This window comes from Paenibacillus filicis (assembly GCF_038070315.1).
Taxonomy (GTDB): Bacteria; Bacillota; Bacilli; order Paenibacillales; family NBRC-103111; genus Paenibacillus_G; species Paenibacillus_G filicis.
Window position 1 is genome coordinate 317,016 of record NZ_JBBPCC010000004.1, and the last position, 16,535, is coordinate 333,550.

The window sequence follows — 16,535 nt, forward strand, 5'->3', positions numbered from 1 at the left end:
CGGAGCGGCCCTGCACCCGCAAAGGGAATGATTGGCAATCACTGCTGGTTAAGATGGTGAAGCCGCCTGCTTGAAGGGGCGTCCCGCATCCAAATAGCGGCGCGGATCGGTGCTCTTCCCCTGCAGCTGTACCTCGTAATGCAGATGAGGGCCGGTGCTGCGGCCTGTCGTACCCAGCCTTCCGATAGGCTCGCCTTTGGCGATAAGCTGCCCCCGGCTGACGGAAGCGCTGTTCAGATGCATATACCAGGTACGCAGGTCGCCGGAATGCTCGACGATGACATAGTGGCCGTGCAGATTGTCATAGCCTACTTCTTGTACGGTCCCACTCGCAGCGGCAAATACCGGATCATCCAGCTTCCCGGCAATATCAATGCCGCGGTGAAAGCTGTTTTTTTTCGTAAAGGGGTCCTTGCGGGGGCCATACGCCGAGGTGACTACCCGAGAGACAGTCGGCCATAAGCTGGGCGTATGCTGGAGCCGCTCCTGTCTCAGCAGCAGCCTGCGTCTGGCATCATCCAGCTCCTCGGCTAAGCTGCCCATCTCTCTCCTCAGCCAGGTCAGGCTGCCACTGGCCGCAGCCGCCAGCCGGAACGCGTTCTCTGGTCCGGCTGGGGTAACTCGGCTCTCCTGCCCTAGGAAGACGGGGAGGACAGAAGGCGGGAAGGCCCCGCTGGCTTGTTCCTCTCCGTCAAGCTCACCGGTGCCAGGCTCCATCTGCCGGAGCTCGTGCTCCAGCTTCTTCACCGCCTCGATCCGGCTGCGGACCTCGGCAGCCTGTCTGGACAAGCTGATTACCTCCTGCTGCAGCTCTTCGATGCGGCGGCTTTTGCGGAGCAAGTCCTCTTCCAGATTGGCGGCTCTTCCGTTCAGCTCGGTCGTATACCGGAAGACGGAGGCGGCTGAGCTTACATGATGAATGACCAGACCTGCCGCACAGCCCAGACCAACAAGGGCCGTCAGAAGTATGCCGCATACAGCCCCACGGGACAGCCTGAAGCGAACGGCTCCACGATCCGCAGCCGGAATGATGACGAAGGTCAGCCTGTCTTGAAACCACTTGAGATTCATGATAACTCCTTTCCTTCTACTTCTCTTTCTGAATTTCTGCTATGGTCATAAGCAAGAATCGGCCTGGACCGACATAGATTGGAAACAAACCGATCTATCGGACTGGAGGGATTCCGTTGTCGTTTTTGCGAACTATCGGCTTGACTTTAAACGAGCGACTTGCCCATCACATCGGGTACGAGGTGGCAATCCAAGCTCCTGGCTTTGCCAGTGAGCCTGGCGTATTGCAGAAGGTAGGCAAGCGCTTCATGCGCGTCAATCATCAATATTTTGTCCCCCACACGCTTCAGGAGATCGTCCTGCTCCGCACTCCGCATCGGGCGGCGGGAGAGTTCGCCAGTGTCCGTACGGTCTATGCCGGTACGTTCCGGGCGAAGCTCTTGTACACCGGCCTCGACTATGTCGAATTGCTTGTAACCAGGGAGGAGGAGGAAGAGGATCTGTGGATGTTAATTCCTTTTGGCCAGATCATTAGCGTGGAAAGACACAGCAGCCCTACCCGTTAGCGACTGGACGGGCGCCGCAGATTATAGTCTGCCGCCTTCCTCATCTCCATGTGCGAGACCAGATAAGCAGCAAGCAGGAAGAAGGCGTAGCCCGCCCCGCAAGCGGTGCCTGCTTTGGAATATAAGGGCCCGAGCGTCAGGCCTACGGCGGAGAGCACGACACAGACGATCAGCGCCGCATTGCCCGTCCCCGTCCAGACGGGGGCAGGAATCCGGGACAACCGTCCGCCTACCTTCTTGGAGGTCGTAGCCCCGTAACGTCCTCTTGTCCGCTCCGGGTGTTGTCCGGATATTTCTTCATCTCCCTCATTCTCATGCGACTCTGACGGCTCCCTGCCTTTCTGCTCCTGCTGCTTGGGCTTCGGAAACCGGAGCGAACCGGCCAGCAGGCCGATCAGCAGCAAGGGCTGGTAGCAGGCTACGATAACCGGGGAGCTGAGCTCGCCGAAGCTTAACACCTCCGTCGTGCTTTTGAACGCCAGTGTGGTCGTCAGCAGCAGGAATAGACTGATCGGTGAGTTGATGACCGTATAGTCGCGCTGCTTGAACAAACTTGCGATGCCAGTAAGAAAGGCGAGATAGATCATGATGATCTTGCAGCCGGTGATCGGGTACCAGATGCTGAGTATGAACAGATCCACCCGATCCAGAAAGTCGGTAATATGAATATGCTGAACCAGGCTGTAGTTGGGATAGACCATATTTCCGGGGATAATCGGTCCCAGTACGATCAGCAGCATGAATAGCGACACACTAAGCAGCAGAGCCGACAAAATAATGCCGTGGCGGAAGGCGGAGCGCAGCTGCTTGACGTTCCACAGCGTATGCAGGAATGCCCCCGCCACGAGCACATCGCCGAACCATCCGATGCCCAGCATGCTGGCAAAGGTGTAATCCTTCAGGTCCAGCGTGAGGATGGGCGTAATAAGCTGGCGGTCCACTTCGTTGGACAGCACGAGTGGAGACAGGATGATTTGCAGGAAGAAGAACGGGAAGAACAATTCATTCACCCGGGCTGCCACCTCGATGCTCGTTCTTCCGAAAAATATCAGCAGCAGCATGAAGAGCATGACCAGGATGCCGGGCGGCGTATTGGGCAGCAGGGTCGTGCCGATAAATTGATTGAAGGCCTTCAAGTTGCGCATCAGAATGAGCCAGAGATGAAGCAGGATCACCAGATTGACAATGGTGCCGAAAAAACGCCCGAATACGATGCTGACAATCTCGAACAGGTGCTTGCGCGGAAACCGATTGGCTAGCCTGGTTAGCACGAAGGCTATTGCCAAGGCATAGAGAGTGGGCAGCAAGTAGGTCATCCAGGCATCCAGCTGTGCGATTCGGACCAGCTCATGCTGCAGACTCAGCAGACCTCCTCCCGTGAGAAGCGAGCAGATGAGCCAAGCGAATTGACGGTGGCTGATGATGATTTGCGTATTCGCTGACATGATTCGCTTCCTCCTCTACTTATTTGGAATGGATGATGGAATACACCCAGGGCGATACCTTTTCAATAAAGATGCGGGTCGGCATGGGAATAGGGAGGTGGAAGAGCATCGCCGTATACAAGCCGAAGGTAACTACGTACATACACACATAAAACCGCCGGATCGACCTTGGCATCTTTGTCCAGTGCTTCATATTGGTGAACAGCAGCAGAATAGCCAGCAGGATGAAACAGATCAGAAACGCATTATTGCTCATAGTCCGGTCTCCGATTTGATAATATTGTCGTAGATCAGTCCAGTTTCCGTCAGGATGCTATTGACCTGAATATTGAACTTGGCCGACTTCAGCGGTTTTGGCCACACCTTCTCATAGGTATTGGCCCAGTGCTGAGGGTAGGCTTGCCAGATATAATTGCCGAGCTGTGCGGAATCCGTTTCTTTGTCTACCATCTGCTTCAGGGTTTCCTCGATACTCTTCTTAATATAGGCGGACAACAGCTCTTCAATCTCGGTCACTTTACCCGGTTGGCTGAAGTCGTAATAGTCGCCGCTCTCTACAATTTTCGCTTTAGTGCTTACCGCAATATCAAAGCTCAATTGATCGTCTCCCACGTTCGCCTTAATCCGGCTTTCCGTATCGAATACCCGCACATTGATGTACTGATCCTTGGCTAGCAGGGTGGCGCCGATGTTGATGCTGCCTGCCTTCAACCAAGTCAGGCCCGCAGCCGCCCGCCCTTCCAGAGTGCCTACCAGCTTATCTTTCTTGAACTGACTATAGCCTAGAATCTGCACTTCTTTGGAGGTTTTGAGGCTTTGCTGCGACTCCCGCACGCCCATATGGATGGCCACCGGATCGCTTCCCGGCAGCGTAAGTGCCAGCGCGAAGTCCTTGAGGTTCATATCAATGACCATCTTGGACTTGGCCAGCTCCCGGATCGCCTCCGAGGGAAAGCGCTCGAACTGGGGCGTGGCCTGCAGCAGGTCGTAAGACTTCCCCTCCGTCACGATAAAATAGGTGGTCATCCGGCTTTCCGGCGAGCGGGGAGTTGCGTCGAATACGCCCATCACACCCTGGTCCCGGGCGAAATCTTCACCGATCAATACGGTGCGGCGATGGGCAAGAACCATCCGGCGCGCCATGCGTCTCTGCATCTTGGACTGGGCTTCCCGGTATGTTTTGCCGGTTTCGGAGTCCAGGTAATAGCTTTTGCCGCCGCCACCGCCCGTTCCGCCGCCGCCGCCGGTAGCTCCTCCCATGGAGCCCGGCAGCGGAAGCATGACGGTATAGCGGACGCTGCCGTCCTTCTCCAGGTCGATCCCCGTCGACAGAATGAACGCCACGTCGTTAATCTCGGTCCGGTCCCAGCAGCCTGCCAGTAGAAGCAAGGCAGCTACGGCCAGCCCGATGCGGCTGATCGCAGTCATCAAGATTCCTCCTTGTTGTCCTCATCGCTGGCATGGGCAATAGTCTGGCCGCGCTGGCCGGATTGGTGCATGATTTCGTCCGGCAGCTCGTCACTGATTCGCTTTCCGTCCTGTACCGGGGTGAACGAAGGACGTTCTTTCAGCGCCCACCAGGGGGCGCGGATGAGAATGTCCTTCAGATCCGTCCCCGACAGCGGAGCCAGCGGCGACAGATAAGGGATGCCGAAGGACCGCAGGCTAGCCATGTGGCCGATGATCAGCAGCAGGGCGGTCATGATCCCATAGATGCCGAACAGCGAAGCCGCAATGATGATGGGAAAGCGAAGCATCCGGATCGCAATCGCCCCGTTGAAGCGGGGAATCGTGAAGGACGCGATCCCTGTGATGGAGACGACGATGACCATAGGGGCCGATACGATTCCCGCCTGCACGGATGCTTGGCCGACGACAAGTGCTCCGAGAATGGATACGGCCGAGCCGATGGTCTTGGGCAATCGGATACCGGCTTCACGCAGTGCCTCGAAGGTGATCTCCATCATCAGCGTCTCCACGACTGCAGGGAAGGGAATAGCTTCCCGCGCAGCGGCTATCGACAGCAGCAGGGTTGTCGGCAGCAGATCCTGATGGTAGGTCGTAATCGCCACATACAATCCCGGTGTCAGCAAGGACAGGAATAACAGCGTATACCGGAGCCAGCGGATCAGCGTCGAGATCTGGAATCGCTCGTAGTAATCCTCACTCGACTGCAAGATTTCGGCGAAGATGAACGGGACCAGCAGAACGAATGGCGTCCCGTCCACAATAATGCCCACGCGTCCTTGCAGCAGAGCGGCGGCTACCATATCCGGCCGCTCCGTATACTGCACTTGCGGAAATGGGGAATAGGCTGAGTCCTGGATAAACTCCTCCAGATAGCCTGATTCCAGCACGGCATCGATATTGATTTTCTGGAGCCTCCGCATCACTTCCTCGACCATGGCGGGATCAGCCAGGTCATCCAGATACGTAACGACGACATTGGTATTGCTCTCCCGCCCGATGACCAGGGGCTTCATCTTCAGATGTGGCGTCTTCAGCTTGCGCCGGATCATGGACGTGTTGGTGCGTATATTTTCCACAAAGCCTTCGCGCGGCCCCCGCACGACCGATTCGGTTTCCGGCTCGTTGATGGAGCGTTTCTCCATGCCGCGCATCCCCATGAGCAGGGCCATGTTATTGTGCTCTACGATGAGGCCAGTATCGCCGCCAAGCACGGACAGGAGCAGGTCGCCGTAATTGTCCACTTTCTCGATCTGGGATACGGGCAGCACGGATGCCGAGATTTCATCGACGAAGCGCTCTCCGCCTTCGAGAATCATCAAGGCTTTCATCGCTTCATTGACTTCTTCGGTATTGGCCATGCCGTCGACGAAGAACAGGATGGCCCGTTCGCTCTGCTGCAGCTTAAATTCACGGACGACGAAGTCCGAGCAGTTGTCGAACAGCTCCTTCAGGTACTGTTGGTTGTTGTCGAGCTCCATGGAGATCGGAACTGCGCGCAGCTCATCGATGAACCGGTAATCCCGGTCAAGCATAGCAGGCTCCTGACTCTTCTCAGGCCTGTTTTTCCTATTCTTGAGCATGTCCCGCCATCTCTCCCTTCCGGCATCCACGGATTCGTGCTTAGCTTCTGGCATGTCCCGCCTATTTTGGCTCAGACCACCAAATTTTATGACAGCTTCCTTAGAATTCTGTTGAACGAACCGATCCCTATAGACAAGACAGCAAGATTGGAATAGGTATGGCAACAGTGGTCAAAGCTAGCAAGGAGGAATGAAGAAGGCTCTGTCAGCCAAGGGGGAATATCGTTTGCTATGGCTTGTTATCGCGCTCGTGTTGTTTATTCTGCAGATCTTGACGATCCTGCTGGTGGAGGTCCGCCACCCGTCCAAGGCCATGGCCTGGCTGTTCATTCTATTTATCATCCCGGTCGTCGGCTTTGCCGCTTACTACTTTCTGGCCAAGGATTATAAGCAACGGAAAAAAGTAAAACGCGTCGGCCGCCGGTATATCGGCGATATTCGGGAGTACGGCAAGCGGCAGAAGCCGCAGGAGCTGGGCATTGATGAGGACCGTATACGGGGCTGGCGCACGGAATCGCGGTTATTCGGCCTGCTCAACAACATTCCCGGCTCGCTGATCACGACGCGCAATGAAGTACGGGTGCTGTCCAATGCATCCGAAGCTTACCCGGCCATGCTCTCTGCGATAGAGGAAGCCAAGCAATTCATTCATTTCGAGTTCTATACAATCCGGCATGACGAGGAGGGGCGGAGATTTCAGGAGGTGCTGATGCGCAAGGCGCGCGAGGGCGTTACCGTACGCTGCCTGTTTGACGGCATCGGCAGCTATCAGCTCAGTGAGCGGTTCGTGAAGGAGATGAGGCAGGCCGGTTGCGAGGTGTATCTCTTCCTTCCTGTCTTGATCGCCTTCTTCGACAAGCGGGTTAATTATCGCAATCACCGGAAGATCGTCGTCGCCGACGGCAAGAAGGGTTACCTGGGCGGCATCAACATCGGCAATGAATATGTAGGAGGAAATCCCAAGCTCGGCTTCTGGCGCGATACACATCTGGAGCTGGAAGGGGATTCCGTATTTGCGCTGCAAAATACATTTCTCACGGACTGGTACTTTGCGAGCGGACAGCGGCTGACGGATTCATGTCTGTTCCCCGAGCATGATTGCACCGGCACGAAGCCGGTCCAGGTGCTGTCCAGCGGTCCGGACGCGCACTGGGATGCCGTACTGGAGATGTACTTCGGAGCCATCACGACGGCCAAGAAGCGCATTTATATCACGACTCCTTATTTCATCCCCGATCCGAGCATTTCCATGGGGTTGAAGACAGCTGCAGTCAGCGGAGTGGACGTACGCATCATCGTTCCGGGAAAGCCGGATTCCAAGATCGTCCATTACGCCTCGCTCAGCTTTATGGAAGAGCTGATGCAGGCCGGGGTCCGGTTTTATGCCTATCAGAAAGGGTTTATCCATTCCAAGGTCATGCTCATCGACCACCTGCTCGCTTCGGTAGGAACGGCCAATATGGATATGCGGAGCTTCTACAGCAATTTTGAGCTCAATGCCGTATTGTTCGACAAGGAGACGCTGCATCGGATCGAAGCAGACTTTCTGCAGGACTTGAAGGACAGCCGCGAGATGAAGCTGGAGCAATTCGAAAAGAGATCCAGGGTCCAGCGGCTGAAGGAGGTGGCAGGGCGTCTGCTGTCACCGTTAATGTAACAGGCAGTCACCCCTCTGGCTGATCAGGTCTTGGAAGCGGGGAGAAAAGAAAGCACGGGGTCCAGATTTTGCGGCGGCATGCTTGCGATCAGGTCCCCTTTTTGCTGCAATCGGTCGATGATCGTGAGCAGATTGAACTCTCGGGGATCGGGACGGAGCGCGACCTCGTCCCAGGTAAGCGGGGTGGACACGCTGGCTGCCTGACGGGCGCGGGGGGTGTAGGGGGCGGACAAGGTCTTCCCGTACCAATGCTGCAGGTAGTCGATATAGATATTCGTGCCCCGGTCCTTCTTGAGCCGTTCGACCGTGAACAGCGTCGGGTGCTTCTGTACGGCATACTGGGCCACGAAGGCTCCGATCCGGCGCAGCTGCTCGAACGTATAGCCCTTCTCCACGGGAATCGGCACATAAATCTGCACACCGGTAGCCCCGGATGTTTTGGGCACGGAACGGATATTCATCCCGTCCAGAATTTCCCCGATAATACCAGCTGCCTCCATGATTCGGGGCTCCGGGTCGAGGCTCGGATCGATGTCAATCAGCCACTCGACCGGCAGCGTTCCGCCAATCGTATGGAAGGAGGGGTGAAATTCCAAGGCCGCCAGATTGCCCAGCCACAGCAGGGTCGGCACGCTGTCGAGATGAACGTAACGAATGCCGTCAAGTGTGGCGGTCTGTACGAAGGGAGGCAGCGGCTCAGGCGCATTTTTCTGATAAAAGGACTTATCGTTCCACCCGTGCGGGAACCGGATGGTGGTCAGGTAGCGGTTGCTGCAATAGGCCAGCAGATAAGGGGCCAATTGGACGAGCTTCTCCAGATACATGGACTTCGTAATGCCCTGCTCGGGCCAGAGGAGCTTATCCGGGTTCGTAATGGTCAGCTCCTGTCCTTCAATGATCACGATGCCCTTGGTTGTGACGTGCTTCCTGGTCGCCGTACCCATCCTTGCATTCCTCCCGCTGATCTGTAGATGTATCGTTAGAAGTAGCATCCTACTCATAGTCTCATTCGTTCTGTGAAAAGGTGCATGCCGCCGCTTGCACATTAACGAAAGCTTGAATACTGGGATGCCTCATGGTTCCATGGGGAGTCCATTCCATAAATTGAATTTTCACGGTTAGCTTGGGCTCAATCCATATGGCGTCCTTATTGCGTTCAGGCTCGTTGATAAAGGGTCTGGCAGGGATTGTCATTGGTTCAATCTGTCCAGTCAGAGTACGCCAATCTTCAGCACTCAATTTCCCGGTGCCGGCATGTCCTATATATACAAGCTTATTATTGTCATATAAACCTAGAAGCAGGGCATTTACAATTCCATTCCGGGTCGTTACCCCGCCTATGACTGCGTGTAAATCGCGAAATATTTTTTTCTTCTGCCACCGCTTATCCTTTCCTCCGATCGAGTAGGTTCCTCCAAGATCTTTACAAACAATTCCCTCCATGTTGTGTTCCTTTATGGTATGAAAGAGTTTATTGGCATCGGTAAAGCTTTGAGTGATTTGAACATGGGGTAGCGGTGCAATGAGTTCTTGAAGAATCTTTTGTCTTTCTGACAGCGGCTTATCCATAATCCACTTATCGTTGTACATCAAGATATCAAATAACATGTAAGTAACAGGTGTTTGATGGACAGCCAGATCTATATTTTGGCTTTTTCGCAAAGAATCTCTTTTCATGACCTCATGAAAAGACGGCTTTTTTTGGTCAAAAGCAATGATTTCCCCATCTATAATCATAGAAGATGCGGAACAAAACTTTTTGATATCCAAAAGTTCTGGATATTGTGGGGTCCGATCATTCAATTTTCGATTGATAAGGCGGACTTCATGCCCATCAAAGTAGGTTAACATTCTCACCCCATCCCATTTAATTTGTGCGATCCAATCGCCGGATGTGGGTAGGGTATCGGTACTTATCGGTTCAAAAGGGATGATTGGTTTTAGCTCCATGAAAAACTCTCCAATAGTTTATTTTCTTGGGAAGCATGAGGCGTGCATCCGATTATACAGGCTTTCACGGATCTTCCTCGGAAAGCCTGTATGCTCGGTCAGCTAAGATTTGTCTAATCAGGATGTTATAGTTTCCTTGGTCTTCCCTTTCGACTTGCTTTTCGTGCCGGATGGGTCTTTTTTCGGTTTAGGTGATGCAAGCGATGGATCGGTTGCGACCGGGCCGACGGCTTCCAGGCTGGCCTGGAGCGCGGACATCAGATCGATGACGTTCGTCCGGTGCGGCTCTGGGGCTACACTGACCTGCCGGCCGGATACCTTCTGCTCGATGGCCTCCAGCAGAGCTTCACGGTACGTATCTGTATATTTCTCAGGCTCGAAGGGGGTGGACAACTGGCTGATTAGCAGCTTGGCCATATCCAGTTCCTTCTCATTGACCTTGCTTTGCTCCGGGAGGTTTGGCACTTGCTCGACAGGCCGAATCTCATCCGGGTAGAAGATGGTTTCCATGGCGATGCAGCGGTCGATGATCCGGATCGCGGCGAGGCTGGATTTGGAGCGGATCGATACGTTGGCGATGCCGATCTTGCCGGTTTGCTTCATGGCTTCCAGCAGCAGGCTGTACGCACCCGCCCCGGTCTCATTAGGCGCGAGATAGTACGTTTTATGAAAGTAAACGGGATCGATCTCCGTTAAGTCGACGAAGTCGAGTATTTTAATTTCTTTAGTGGCTTCGCCCGTTAGCTTCTCCAGCTCGTCCTTCTCGAATAGTACGAAAGCACCTGGCTCATACTCGTAGCCGCGAGCGATCTCTTCCCACTCGACCTCACGGTCGCAGTGCTGACACTTACGGACAAAATTAAGCGGAGTATTGCATGCCTTGTGTATCATCCGCATCGAGATATCCTTGTCCTCGGTTGCGGAGAACATTTTGACCGGAACATGGACCAGTCCGAAGCTGATCGCGCCTTTCCAAACGGTATGCATGGGCGTTCCTCCTGAGTTTGTTTTTGTTTTAGTATGTGCGGATGCGGGGATCTCCATCGGGTCAGGGAACGTTTTCCGTTCGGACGGTTTACGGGACGGATTCTCATGTTGGCGCATGGAAAGAAGCGGGGACGGGAACGCTATGCCCTGTGGACGGTCTCCGGCCCACCTAGTGCCGGGTGCAACCGCAGCGAGGATTGAACATCTGAGAGGAGGGCATGAGCAATGAGTGAAGCCAGTACATCCGGTAACGCCGGCAACAATGATGCGGGCCATGAGGGACGCGAAGCGTATTTTATGGATATCGACCGCATGATCAATGAAGGGTTGGGCGGAGGAACGGTTTCCATGCACAATGGATGGATCGATGATTCCACTACCGATACCATGGATCATCCCGAATCTGTGATCGGCGGAGGGGATGAGGAATGAAGGCCCAGCGTGCGCAGGAGATTCTTCAAGCCGACACGAAAATCGACGTGGAAGTCAACGGCATTGCCGTCTGGATCGATAGCGTAGACCCTGCCAGGGGTATAGCCAAAATCCATGACGAAGACCGTCCTGCGGAGACAAGAATCGTATCGGTCGATCAGTTGCAGGAGATCCAGTAGCTTCACCATGCTTGCTGCCCGGCTTTCCGGCTGTACCCTATTTGTTCCCAGGGGCAGCCCGGGGAGCTTTTTTGTTGCGGGGGGCCGATCCGAAGGGCTATAATAATGGACAATACATACTTAGTGGAGGCGGATGCGCAGTGTCCCAGGTTGACGAGTTCTCGCTAATTCGCCTGCTGACGGGCGGCAAGCAAACGACGGCTTTCCAGCGGGAAGGCGGAGTCGTGACCGGAATCGGCGACGATGCTGCGGTGGTTAATGTGAATTCCGGCACACAGTGGATCTTAACCTGCGATACGATGACTGAAGAGGTTCATTTCAAGCAGGTGACGATGCGTGACCGGGATGTGGGGTTCAAAGCGATGGGCTCCGCGGTTAGCGATATTGCCGCGATGGGCGGCCAGCCCCGATTCGCTCTGATCGCTCTTTGCGCGCCGAAGGGGACGGATATGGAGCGGGTGAAGGCGATGTATGACGGATTGTATGCATGTGCCAGCCGTTATGGCGTCGTTATCGTGGGCGGAGATACAACCTCTACGACAGGCGGTATCACCATCTCGGTGACCGTGATCGGGGAAGCGCCCGCAGGGAAAGCTCTGCTTCGCAGCACGGCTACGGAGGGCGACGCCGTATTCGTGACCGGCTATCTGGGCCGTTCAGCGGCTGGATTGGAATGGCTGCTGCAGCGCAATATTCCATCGGGGCTGTGGGAAGAAGAGGAAGGCGCTGCCGAAGAGATGGCGTCTCTGGAAGGAATCGGAGCCTACCCGCTGCTGGTAGAGGCTCATTGCCGTCCTTTGCCTCAGATCGAAGCAGGTCTTGCACTCAGCGAGTCGGGCGTATGCCATGCCCTCAATGATGTCAGCGACGGCTTATCCAGCGAGGCTTGGGAGATCGTGGAGGCTTCTGCGATCGGGATTGATTTAATGGAGGATCTGATCCCGATTGCCGATGATGTGCATGCCTACGCAATCAGCCAGGGCCGCAGCCCGCTCGATTATGTGCTGAACGGCGGAGAAGATTACCAGCTGCTGGGTACAGTTCCTGCCGAGCATGCTCCTGCTGTACAAGCGAGGCTCGGTGAATTGGGCATTGCTTTTCATAAGATCGGGCGCGTGAATAGCGCTCATCGTGAGGTTCGTCTGATCCGGAACGCCGGAGAGAGCGTCGTCCTTGACAAGAAAGGGTATAATCATTTTAGCGGAAGGGACGAGGGTTAGTCGGATGTCCTCTTATGAATATATAGCAGCAGACTTGACGGAAACAGGCAAGCTTGCCGCTGGACTGGCTTCGTTGTTCGGCCCGGGAACGGTGCTGGCGCTTGACGGAGATCTGGGAGCCGGCAAAACGGCCTTCTCCCAGGCTGTTGCCCGTTCGCTCGGGGTGTCGGACGTGGTGAATAGTCCGACCTTTACTATTATTAAGGAATATGAGGGGGCAGAGCTTCCTTTTTATCATATGGATGTGTACCGGTTGTCGGCAGACGAAGCGGATGAGCTCGGATTGGATGACTACTTCTATGGGGAGGGCGTCACACTGATCGAATGGGCTTCTCTGGTGGAGGAACTGCTCCCGCCTGAGCGGTTGTCGGTTTATATCGAGCATGGAGGCGGAGATTCACGGCGCTTTCGTCTGACTCCTGCCGGAGAGCCATACAGCCAGTGGTGCATGCAGTTAAAGGAGAACGGATTACTAAGATGACACATACGGATACGGATCGGCAAGATGAGGATCAACAATGGATGATGGCTGTGGACACCTCCACGGCTTATATGACGGCTTCTTTGTCCAAGGGCGGCGTCTGGGTCGGGGAGGTAACCTCCCGTGCGGAGCGGAACCATTCTCTATATGTGGTCCCGGCCTTGCAAGAGCTGTTGGATGAAGCGGGACTGCGGGCTCGCGACCTTGGAGGCTTCGCGATCGGGGTTGGCCCAGGCTCGTATACGGGTGTCCGTATCGGCGTAACGGTTGCCAAGACCTTCGCTTGGACGCATGAGCTGGCTTTGCTTGGTGTTTCATCGCTTGAGGCGATGGCTCTGGGAGGCTCTTACTTCTCTATGCAGGGGCAGCCCCCCGATCGAGAGGATACGGTGATGGTCCGTGGAGGAGAGCTGCACGCGATGGATGCGCTGCTCCAGCATGTGGCCAATACAGGAGAGACGATGTGGATCGTTCCGATGATCGAGGCCAGACGCGGACAGGCCTTCACTGCCGTGTACGAAGTGTCTCCGGCCGGCTGGCGCTGTATATTCGCCGATGCGATCAGGCTGATCGAGCCTTGGATCGAGTCCTGGCTGCTGACAGAGAAGGCGGAGCGCCCGCACCGGGTGCTGTTCGCCGGGGAGACGGCGCTGCATCAGCAGGCGATTGACAGGCTGAATGAAGCATGGGACGGAATTGTGGAGAAGACGGAGCACGGCATCCGTGCGAGGTTTATCGCAGAACTCGGAAGGCTGCGCTGGAAGCGGGGGGAATTGGAGCATGTTCATGCATTGGTTCCGAACTATACGCAACTGGCGGAAGCCGAAGCCAAGCTTCTCGCCAAGAAATCGTAGGGGAGGTGCGAGGAGCGTGGGGGATCGGATGATCAGTTATAGCCAATTGGAGAATGCCAGCTTCCGAGAGATGCGTCTTGAGGATATTCCTGTGATCTGCTCGATTGAAAAGGAATCGTTCACGACGCCGTGGACGGCTGCCGCTTTCCAGAATGAGCTGACCAACAATCAATTTGCCAAATATATCGTCTTGGAATGTGACGGCCACATCGTCGGGTATGGGGGCATGTGGCTGATCATGGAGGAAGCCCATGTCACGAATATCGCGATCGGGGCCGAGTATCGAGGCCGCAAGCTGGGGGACAAGCTGCTGACGGAAATGCAGCGGACCGCGAGTCACCTAGGCGCTCAGCGTATGACACTTGAGGTTCGTCCTTCCAATGAGGTGGCCCAGCGCCTGTATGCTAAGAAGGGGTTTCGATCCGTCGGCGTGAGGCGTGGTTATTATACGGATAATCATGAGGACGCTCTGATTATGTGGGCCGACCTGCCCGAGCCGGTCAGCAAGCCGTAGCAGCCTGTCGGCTGCTTTTTCTCTGGGCAGCTCCTGGGTGGGGCTCGTGGTCTTCGGTAACAGGCTGTTTCACCCGGTTTCTTGGTCGAAGCACCTAGCCGGATGTTCTTGTACATTGTGGTGGTTTTGGCCCACCGGGCATGCAAATGGAGCTGGACGGTTATTATAGAAGGCCCGGTTCTCCGGGCTGCTGATGCTATGCGGAAGGAGTGACTTGCATTGAATAAGGAAGAAGAGGCTGGCGGGCGTCTGGATACAGAGCCGGCAAGCCCTGTCTATATCTTGGCGGTGGAGACGAGCTGTGATGAAACCTCGGTTGCTATCGTGAGGGACGGCAAGGAGATTTTGGCCAATATTGTCTCCAGTCAGGTAGAGACCCACCAGTTGTACGGAGGCGTCGTGCCGGAGGTCGCTTCGCGCCAGCATGTAGAGATGATTACGCTGATCATTGAGGAAGCCTTCGCCAAGTCGGGTGTTCGTCCCGGCCAATTGTCGGCCGTTGCCGTGACGCATGGTCCCGGCCTGATCGGGGCGCTGCTGGTTGGTGTCGTCGCGGCTAAGTCGCTGGCCTGCGCGCTTGAGCTCCCGTTGATCGGCGTGCATCATATTGCCGGACATATTTACGCCAATGAGCTTGTTCACAAGCTCGAATATCCGTTCATGACGCTGGTCGTATCCGGCGGTCATACGGAGTTGGTCTACGTGGAGTCCGAAGGCGTCTTCCGCATTATCGGACAGACCCGCGACGATGCGGCAGGCGAAGCCTATGACAAAGTAGCCCGCGCCCTTAAGCTGCCCTATCCGGGCGGTCCGCATATTGACCGGCTGGCGCATGAAGCGAAGGAAGCCGTGCCGCTTCCCCGCGCCTGGCTGGAGCCGGATTCGTACGACTTCAGCTTCAGCGGGCTGAAGTCGGCGGTGCTCTCCGCGCTCAATACCGCGGCGATGAAGGGCCAGCCATTGGCGCCAGAGGCCGTGGCCCGGGGCTTCCAGGAGTCGGTCACTGACGTCCTGGTGGAGAAGGCGTTGCGCGCCGTGGAGGCCTACGGGGCGAAGCAGCTGCTGCTCGCGGGCGGTGTAGCTGCCAACAAGGGGCTGCGCGCCGCTCTGGAGGCGCGCTGTGCACGGGCAGGCGTGCCGTTGCTGGCGCCGCCGCTCTCGCTCTGCACGGACAATGCGGCGATGATCGCCGCCGCCGCATTCCTGAAATACCGGCGTGGCCAGTTCTCGCCGATGGATCTGAAGGCCGAGTCCTCCCTTAAGCTGGAGGCCTGGTCTGTATCTTCATAACAGTACCCTGATTAAGCTGGCATTATAGAGGCCGCTAACGGAAGAAGAGGGCATGTATTCTCTTCACTGATTAGCGGCTTTTTGTACGGGATGAAAAAAAGTTGTATGGAGGGCTTGCATTTCTTGTCGGTATTTGTTATATTACTCCTTGCCGCTTCGAAAGACGGCAGCCACGAACAAACGGATGCAAAGAATTTTTAAAAAAAGACTTGCATCTTAGATCGAGAGTGTGCTAATATAAATGAGCTGCTTCGGAAGGCGGACAAGCCGATCGGAATAGTGAGGTTTATAAAAAGTAATTGCCCTTTGAAAACTGAACAACGAGTGAGTGTTAAATAGAGAATGAAAATTCTCGCTAGCATTACTTTTGAGCAAGTCGAACAAACCTTGTAGTCATTTCGACCTTCGGATCGAAAAGACTACCTTAATGGAGAGTTTGATCCTGGCTCAGGACGAACGCTGGCGGCGTGCCTAATACATGCAAGTCGAGCGGACTTATTCCTTCGGGGATAGGTTAGCGGCGGACGGGTGAGTAACACGTAGGCAACCTGCCTGTAAGACTGGGATAACTACCGGAAACGGTAGCTAAGACCGGATAGCTGGTTTCTCCGCATGGAGAGATCATGAAACACGGTGCAAGCTGTGACTTACAGATGGGCCTGCGGCGCATTAGCTAGTTGGTGGGGTAACGGCTCACCAAGGCGACGATGCGTAGCCGACCTGAGAGGGTGATCGGCCACACTGGGACTGAGACACGGCCCAGACTCCTACGGGAGGCAGCAGTAGGGAATCTTCCGCAATGGGCGCAAGCCTGACGGAGCAACGCCGCGTGAGTGATGAAGGTTTTCGGATCGTAAAGCTCTGTTGCCAAGGAAGAACACTTGGGAGAGTAACTGCTC

Annotated in this window: 17 protein-coding genes and 1 rRNA gene; 10 read left to right on the forward strand and 8 right to left on the reverse strand. The window is 55.4% G+C overall.

What is annotated here, in order from left to right; all coding sequences use genetic code 11:
- Window positions 1-48 precede the first annotated feature (48 nt).
- Window positions 49-1,071 (reverse strand): peptidoglycan DD-metalloendopeptidase family protein, encoded by a 1,023-nt coding sequence (locus WMW72_RS09350; RefSeq protein WP_341415165.1) that lies wholly within the window; start codon window positions 1,069-1,071, stop codon window positions 49-51.
- Window positions 1,072-1,187: 116 nt separating this feature from the next.
- Here WMW72_RS09350 and WMW72_RS09355 point away from each other — a divergent pair, with 116 nt between their 5' ends.
- On the forward strand, window positions 1,188-1,577 hold the full coding sequence (locus WMW72_RS09355; protein WP_341415166.1) for a hypothetical protein: 390 nt from the start codon (window positions 1,188-1,190) through the stop codon (window positions 1,575-1,577).
- Here the strand turns inward: WMW72_RS09355 and WMW72_RS09360 are convergent.
- The 4 genes from WMW72_RS09360 to WMW72_RS09375 are packed head-to-tail and all read right to left on the reverse strand — an operon-like array spanning window position 1,574 to window position 6,024.
- Window positions 1,574-3,022 carry a GerAB/ArcD/ProY family transporter gene (locus WMW72_RS09360; protein WP_341415167.1) on the reverse strand — a complete coding sequence of 483 codons (1,449 nt, stop codon included), beginning with the start codon at window positions 3,020-3,022 and terminating at the stop codon, window positions 1,574-1,576. The two genes, WMW72_RS09355 and WMW72_RS09360, sit on opposite strands and share 4 nt — an antisense overlap.
- 19 nt (window positions 3,023-3,041) lie before the next feature.
- Complete coding sequence (locus tag WMW72_RS09365; protein ID WP_341415168.1) at window positions 3,042-3,278, reverse strand: hypothetical protein; 237 nt, start codon at window positions 3,276-3,278, stop codon at window positions 3,042-3,044.
- On the reverse strand, window positions 3,275-4,450 hold the full coding sequence (locus tag WMW72_RS09370) for a Ger(x)C family spore germination protein (protein ID WP_341415169.1): 1,176 nt from the start codon (window positions 4,448-4,450) through the stop codon (window positions 3,275-3,277). Before WMW72_RS09370 ends, WMW72_RS09365 begins: the two co-directional genes overlap by 4 nt.
- Complete coding sequence (locus WMW72_RS09375; RefSeq protein WP_423227530.1) at window positions 4,450-6,024, reverse strand: spore germination protein; 1,575 nt, start codon at window positions 6,022-6,024, stop codon at window positions 4,450-4,452. Before WMW72_RS09375 ends, WMW72_RS09370 begins: the two co-directional genes overlap by 1 nt.
- Window positions 6,025-6,298: 274 nt before the next feature.
- On the opposite strand from WMW72_RS09375, the gene cls reads away from it, so the two are divergent.
- Window positions 6,299-7,729, forward strand: a complete 1,431-nt coding sequence (gene cls, locus WMW72_RS09380; RefSeq protein WP_341415192.1) for a cardiolipin synthase — start codon at window positions 6,299-6,301, stop codon at window positions 7,727-7,729.
- Between the two features lie 23 nt (window positions 7,730-7,752).
- On the opposite strand, the gene ligD is transcribed toward cls, so the two are convergent.
- From ligD to ku, 3 genes are all read right to left on the reverse strand, one after another.
- Entirely contained in the window at window positions 7,753-8,673 is a 921-nt protein-coding gene (gene ligD, locus WMW72_RS09385) for a non-homologous end-joining DNA ligase (RefSeq protein WP_341415171.1), read from the reverse strand.
- Window positions 8,674-8,734: 61 nt separating this feature from the next.
- Window positions 8,735-9,679 (reverse strand): ATP-dependent DNA ligase, encoded by a 945-nt coding sequence (locus WMW72_RS09390; protein ID WP_341415172.1) that lies wholly within the window; start codon window positions 9,677-9,679, stop codon window positions 8,735-8,737.
- A gap of 117 nt (window positions 9,680-9,796) precedes the next feature.
- Window positions 9,797-10,666, reverse strand: a complete 870-nt coding sequence (gene ku / locus WMW72_RS09395; protein WP_341415173.1) for a non-homologous end joining protein Ku — start codon at window positions 10,664-10,666, stop codon at window positions 9,797-9,799.
- Between the two features lie 225 nt (window positions 10,667-10,891).
- On the opposite strand from ku, the gene WMW72_RS09400 reads away from it, so the two are divergent.
- The 8 genes from WMW72_RS09400 to WMW72_RS09435 all read left to right on the forward strand — a co-directional run.
- A complete protein-coding gene (locus WMW72_RS09400) occupies window positions 10,892-11,098 on the forward strand; it encodes a hypothetical protein (RefSeq protein WP_341415174.1) in 207 nt (68 codons plus the stop codon).
- Window positions 11,095-11,277, forward strand: a complete 183-nt coding sequence (locus WMW72_RS09405; RefSeq protein ID WP_341415175.1) for an H-type small acid-soluble spore protein — start codon at window positions 11,095-11,097, stop codon at window positions 11,275-11,277. Before WMW72_RS09400 ends, WMW72_RS09405 begins: the two co-directional genes overlap by 4 nt.
- A gap of 140 nt (window positions 11,278-11,417) precedes the next feature.
- Complete coding sequence (gene thiL, locus WMW72_RS09410) at window positions 11,418-12,497, forward strand: thiamine-phosphate kinase (RefSeq protein ID WP_341415176.1); 1,080 nt, start codon at window positions 11,418-11,420, stop codon at window positions 12,495-12,497.
- A 4-nt stretch (window positions 12,498-12,501) separates the two neighbouring features.
- On the forward strand, window positions 12,502-12,978 hold the full coding sequence (gene tsaE / locus WMW72_RS09415; RefSeq protein ID WP_341415177.1) for a tRNA (adenosine(37)-N6)-threonylcarbamoyltransferase complex ATPase subunit type 1 TsaE: 477 nt from the start codon (window positions 12,502-12,504) through the stop codon (window positions 12,976-12,978).
- Complete coding sequence (gene tsaB / locus WMW72_RS09420; RefSeq protein ID WP_341415178.1) at window positions 12,975-13,832, forward strand: tRNA (adenosine(37)-N6)-threonylcarbamoyltransferase complex dimerization subunit type 1 TsaB; 858 nt, start codon at window positions 12,975-12,977, stop codon at window positions 13,830-13,832. The genes tsaE and tsaB overlap by 4 nt, the downstream gene beginning before the upstream one ends.
- Window positions 13,833-13,860: 28 nt before the next feature.
- Window positions 13,861-14,346 carry a ribosomal protein S18-alanine N-acetyltransferase gene (gene rimI, locus WMW72_RS09425; protein ID WP_341415179.1) on the forward strand — a complete coding sequence of 162 codons (486 nt, stop codon included), beginning with the start codon at window positions 13,861-13,863 and terminating at the stop codon, window positions 14,344-14,346.
- Window positions 14,347-14,565: 219 nt separating this feature from the next.
- The gene (gene tsaD / locus WMW72_RS09430) at window positions 14,566-15,636 is read left to right on the forward strand and encodes a tRNA (adenosine(37)-N6)-threonylcarbamoyltransferase complex transferase subunit TsaD (protein ID WP_341415180.1); all 1,071 of its coding nucleotides are present in this window, start codon (window positions 14,566-14,568) and stop codon (window positions 15,634-15,636) included.
- A 424-nt stretch (window positions 15,637-16,060) separates the two neighbouring features.
- Window positions 16,061-16,535, forward strand: a 16S ribosomal RNA gene (locus WMW72_RS09435); the annotation flags it as partial.